At 46.9% G+C, this 5123-nt stretch carries 2 tRNA genes and 2 rRNA genes; all 4 read left to right on the top strand.

Going from position 1 to position 5123, the window contains the following annotated elements:
* The first annotated feature begins 218 nt into the window (after positions 1 to 218).
* The 4 genes from ACZ098_RS17115 (at position 219) to ACZ098_RS17100 (ending at position 5106) form a co-directional block, all read left to right on the top strand.
* Positions 219 to 1732, top strand: a 16S ribosomal RNA gene (locus tag ACZ098_RS17115).
* 87 nt (positions 1733 to 1819) lie between these two features.
* Positions 1820 to 1893: transfer RNA gene (locus tag ACZ098_RS17110), tRNA-Ile, on the top strand.
* 88 nt (positions 1894 to 1981) lie between these two features.
* Positions 1982 to 2055, top strand: a tRNA-Ala gene (locus ACZ098_RS17105).
* 169 nt (positions 2056 to 2224) lie between these two features.
* Positions 2225 to 5106, top strand: a 23S ribosomal RNA gene (locus ACZ098_RS17100).
* Together the 16S and 23S rRNA genes with 2 tRNA genes alongside form the textbook arrangement of a ribosomal RNA operon.
* The last annotated feature ends 17 nt before the right edge of the window (positions 5107 to 5123 follow it).

Below are 5123 nucleotides of genomic sequence, written 5' to 3'. Positions count from 1 at the left end.
AAAAAAAAAGAAATAAAATTTTTTTCGATTTACTTGCGAGATTAAAAAATAGTTGTACTTTTGCACCCGCTTTGAGAGACAAGCGAAAACAATAGAAGACACGTTCCTAGACATATTGAATTGACAGCCGTTCTGATGCAAATCAGAACAAAAATAAAGAGAATAGAGCTAATCGGAAAGTTAGTTGTTTGGATACAATCTCAACAATATAATAATATACGATGAAGAGTTTGATCCTGGCTCAGGATGAACGCTAGCGGCAGGCTTAACACATGCAAGTCGAGGGGTATATGTCTTCGGATATAGAGACCGGCGCACGGGTGCGTAACGCGTATGCAATCTACCTTTTACAGAGGGATAGCCCAGAGAAATTTGGATTAATACCTCATAGTATATTTGAATGGCATCATTTAAATATTAAAGTCACAACGGTAAAAGATGAGCATGCGTCCCATTAGTTAGTTGGTAAGGTAACGGCTTACCAAGACGATGATGGGTAGGGGTCCTGAGAGGGAGATCCCCCACACTGGTACTGAGACACGGACCAGACTCCTACGGGAGGCAGCAGTGAGGAATATTGGACAATGGGCGCAAGCCTGATCCAGCCATGCCGCGTGCAGGAAGACGGTCCTATGGATTGTAAACTGCTTTTGTACAGGAAGAAACACTCCGACGTGTCGGAGCTTGACGGTACTGTAAGAATAAGGATCGGCTAACTCCGTGCCAGCAGCCGCGGTAATACGGAGGATCCAAGCGTTATCCGGAATCATTGGGTTTAAAGGGTCCGTAGGCGGTTTAATAAGTCAGTGGTGAAATCTGGTCGCTCAACGATCAAACGGCCATTGATACTGTTAAACTTGAATTATAAGGAAGTAACTAGAATATGTAGTGTAGCGGTGAAATGCTTAGATATTACATGGAATACCAATTGCGAAGGCAGGTTACTACTTATGGATTGACGCTGATGGACGAAAGCGTGGGGAGCGAACAGGATTAGATACCCTGGTAGTCCACGCCGTAAACGATGGATACTAGCTGTTGGGCGCAAGTTCAGTGGCTAAGCGAAAGTGATAAGTATCCCACCTGGGGAGTACGTTCGCAAGAATGAAACTCAAAGGAATTGACGGGGGCCCGCACAAGCGGTGGAGCATGTGGTTTAATTCGATGATACGCGAGGAACCTTACCAAGGCTTAAATGTAGATTGACAGGTTTGGAAACAGACTTTTCTTCGGACAATTTACAAGGTGCTGCATGGTTGTCGTCAGCTCGTGCCGTGAGGTGTCAGGTTAAGTCCTATAACGAGCGCAACCCCTGTTGTTAGTTGCCAGCGAGTCATGTCGGGAACTCTAACGAGACTGCCAGTGCAAACTGTGAGGAAGGTGGGGATGACGTCAAATCATCACGGCCCTTACGCCTTGGGCTACACACGTGCTACAATGGACGGTACAGAGAGCAGCCACTATGCAAGTAGGAGCGAATCTATAAAACCGTTCTCAGTTCGGATCGGAGTCTGCAACTCGACTCCGTGAAGCTGGAATCGCTAGTAATCGGATATCAGCCATGATCCGGTGAATACGTTCCCGGGCCTTGTACACACCGCCCGTCAAGCCATGGAAGCTGGGGGTGCCTGAAGTCGGTGACCGCAAGGAGCTGCCTAGGGTAAAACTGGTAACTAGGGCTAAGTCGTAACAAGGTAGCCGTACCGGAAGGTGCGGCTGGAACACCTCCTTTCTAGAGAAAGAAATTGGTTTAAATGACTACATAAGAGTAGTTTTATTCTCGCTGTTAATTCAAAATATTATTTTAAGTTAAAAACAGAGTCTCGTAGCTCAGCTGGTTAGAGTACAACACTGATAATGTTGGGGTCGGCAGTTCGAGTCTGCCCGGGACTACTTTTTTACACTTAGAAGGAAATTTTAGAGGTTGAGTAACCGTTTGAAGTACTGTTAACTGAAAAACTGTTAACTAACATCTGAAAATGGGGGATTAGCTCAGCTGGCTAGAGCGCCTGCCTTGCACGCAGGAGGTCATCGGTTCGACTCCGATATTCTCCACGATTTTAGTCATAAAGTCTAAAGTCATAAAGTCCAAAGTGATTTACTTTACGACTTTCGACTTTTGACATTCGACTAAAAAAAGTTCATTGACATATTGAGATAAGAAAATATTTAAAAAGTAGAAAGAACACGTAGTGTTGTGATTTATTACAATACTACAAAAGTACAATAAGCAAAATAAGGGCGTATGGGGAATGCCTAGGCTCTCAGAGGCGAAGAAGGACGTGATAAGCTGCGAAAAGCTACGGGGATTGGCACACACGAATTGATCCGTAGATATCCGAATGGGGCAACCCACTATCTTGAAGAGATAGTACACCGATAGGTGGGCAAACCCGCTGAACTGAAACATCTAAGTAGGCGGAGGAGAAGAAAACAAAAGTGATTCCGTAAGTAGTGGCGAGCGAACGCGGATTAGCCCAAACCAATGTTGTTACGGCAATATTGGGGTTGTAGGACCACGACATTTCTTGCGGATTGAATTAGAATAACCTGGAAAGGTTAACCACAGAGGGTGATAGTCCCGTATAAGTAAGAGAAGATAAGGATAGTGGTATCCTGAGTAGGGCGGGGCACGTGAAACCCTGTCTGAATTTGGCGGGACCATCCGCTAAGGCTAAATACTCCTGAGAGACCGATAGTGAACCAGTACCGTGAGGGAAAGGTGAAAAGAACCGTGAATAACGGAGTGAAATAGATCCTGAAACCATACGCTTACAAGCGGTCGGAGCCCTTTCGTGGGGTGACGGCGTGCCTTTTGCATAATGAGCCTACGAGTTAACGTTGCTGGCAAGGTTAAGTGATTAAGTCACGGATCCGTAGCGAAAGCGAGTCTGAATAGGGCGCTTTAGTCAGTAGTGTTAGACGCGAAACCGTGTGATCTACCCATGGGCAGGATGAAGCTGTGGTAACACATAGTGGAGGTCCGAACCGGTTGACGTTGAAAAGTCTTCGGATGACCTGTGGGTAGGGGTGAAAGGCCAATCAAACTCGGAAATAGCTCGTACTCCCCGAAATGCATTTAGGTGCAGCGTTATGCGTAAAGTTATATAGAGGTAGAGCTACTGATTGGATGCGGGGGCTTCACCGCCTACCAATTCCTGACAAACTCCGAATGCTATATAATGTTTCATAACAGTGAGGGCTTGGGTGCTAAGGTCCAAGTCCGAGAGGGAAAGAACCCAGACCATCAGCTAAGGTCCCCAAATATATGCTAAGTTGAAAAAACGAGGTTTGTCTGCATAGACAGCTAGGATGTTGGCTTGGAAGCAGCCATTCATTTAAAGAGTGCGTAACAGCTCACTAGTCGAGCGGACGAGCATGGATAATAATCGGGCATAAGCATATTACCGAAGCTATGGATTTATACGTAAGTATAAGTGGTAGGGGAGCATTCTAACAGGGTTGAAGGTGTATCGTAAGGTATGCTGGACTGGTTAGAAAAGAAAATGTAGGCATAAGTAACGATAATGCGGGCGAGAAACCCGCACACCGAAAGACTAAGGTTTCCTCAGCTATGCTAATCAGCTGAGGGTTAGTCGGGTCCTAAGGCGAACCCGAAAGGGACAGTCGATGGCCAACGGGTTAATATTCCCGTACTTCTTATAATTGTGATGGGGTGACGGAGTGATGAAAGCGCCGCGAACTGACGGAATAGTTCGTTGAAGTACCTACCTATAAGCTGCGCAGGCAAATCCACGCGGCTTGGGGAAATACGATAGTACTCGGAGTCTTCGGACAAAGAGATAGTGCGCCTAAGGGCTTCCAAGAAAAACCTCTAAACTTAGATTATAAGAACCCGTACCGTAAACCGACACAGGTAGTCGAGGAGAGAATCCTAAGGTGCTCGAGAGATTCATGGCTAAGGAATTAGGCAAAATAGACCTGTAACTTCGGGAGAAAGGTCGCCAGCAGCAATGCTGGCCGCAGTGAAAAGGTCCAGGCGACTGTTTATCAAAAACACAGGGCTCTGCAAAATCGTAAGATGAAGTATAGGGCCTGACACCTGCCCGGTGCTGGAAGGTTAAGAGGAGATGTTATCTTCGGAGAAGCATTGAATTGAAGCCCCAGTAAACGGCGGCCGTAACTATAACGGTCCTAAGGTAGCGAAATTCCTTGTCGGGTAAGTTCCGACCTGCACGAATGGTGTAACGATCTGGACACTGTCTCAGCCATGAGCTCGGTGAAATTGTAGTATCGGTGAAGATGCCGATTACCCGCAGTGGGACGAAAAGACCCTGTGCACCTTTACTATAGCTTAGTATTGGTCTTGGATAAGTGATGTGTAGGATAGGTGGGAGACTATGAAGTGGCGTCGCTAGGCGTTGTGGAGTCATTGTTGAAATACCACCCTTTGCTTATCTGAGATCTAACTCTCTTTCGAGAGGACATTGCTTGGTGGGTAGTTTGACTGGGGTGGTCGCCTCCAAAAGAGTAACGGAGGCTTCTAAAGGTTCCCTCAGCACGCTTGGTAACCGTGCGTAGAGTGCAATGGCATAAGGGAGCTTGACTGAGAGACATACAGGTCGATCAGGTACGAAAGTAGAGCATAGTGATCCGGTGGTTCCGCATGGAAGGGCCATCGCTCAAAGGATAAAAGGTACGCCGGGGATAACAGGCTGATCTCCCCCAAGAGCTCATATCGACGGGGGGGTTTGGCACCTCGATGTCGGCTCGTCACATCCTGGGGCTGGAGAAGGTCCCAAGGGTTGGGCTGTTCGCCCATTAAAGTGGCACGCGAGCTGGGTTCAGAACGTCGTGAGACAGTTCGGTCTCTATCTACTGTGGGCGTTAGAAATTTGAGTGGATCTGATTCTAGTACGAGAGGACCGAATTGGACAAACCTCTGGTGTATCTGTTGTTCCGCCAGGAGCACCGCAGAGTAGCTACGTTTGGAAGGGATAAGCGCTGAAAGCATATAAGCGCGAAACCCACCACAAGATGAGATTTCTTTTAAGGGTCGTGGAAGATGACCACGTTGATAGGCTATAGATGTAAAGGCAGTAATGTCATAGTCAAGTAGTACTAATAACCCGTAAGCTTATGTACACTCCTCCCGGTTTTCG

The sequence above is a fragment of the Flavobacterium sp. SP2 genome (assembly GCF_057626655.1).
Note: the sequence above shows the minus strand (reverse complement) of the source record. Positions and strands in the feature narration are given on the sequence as shown.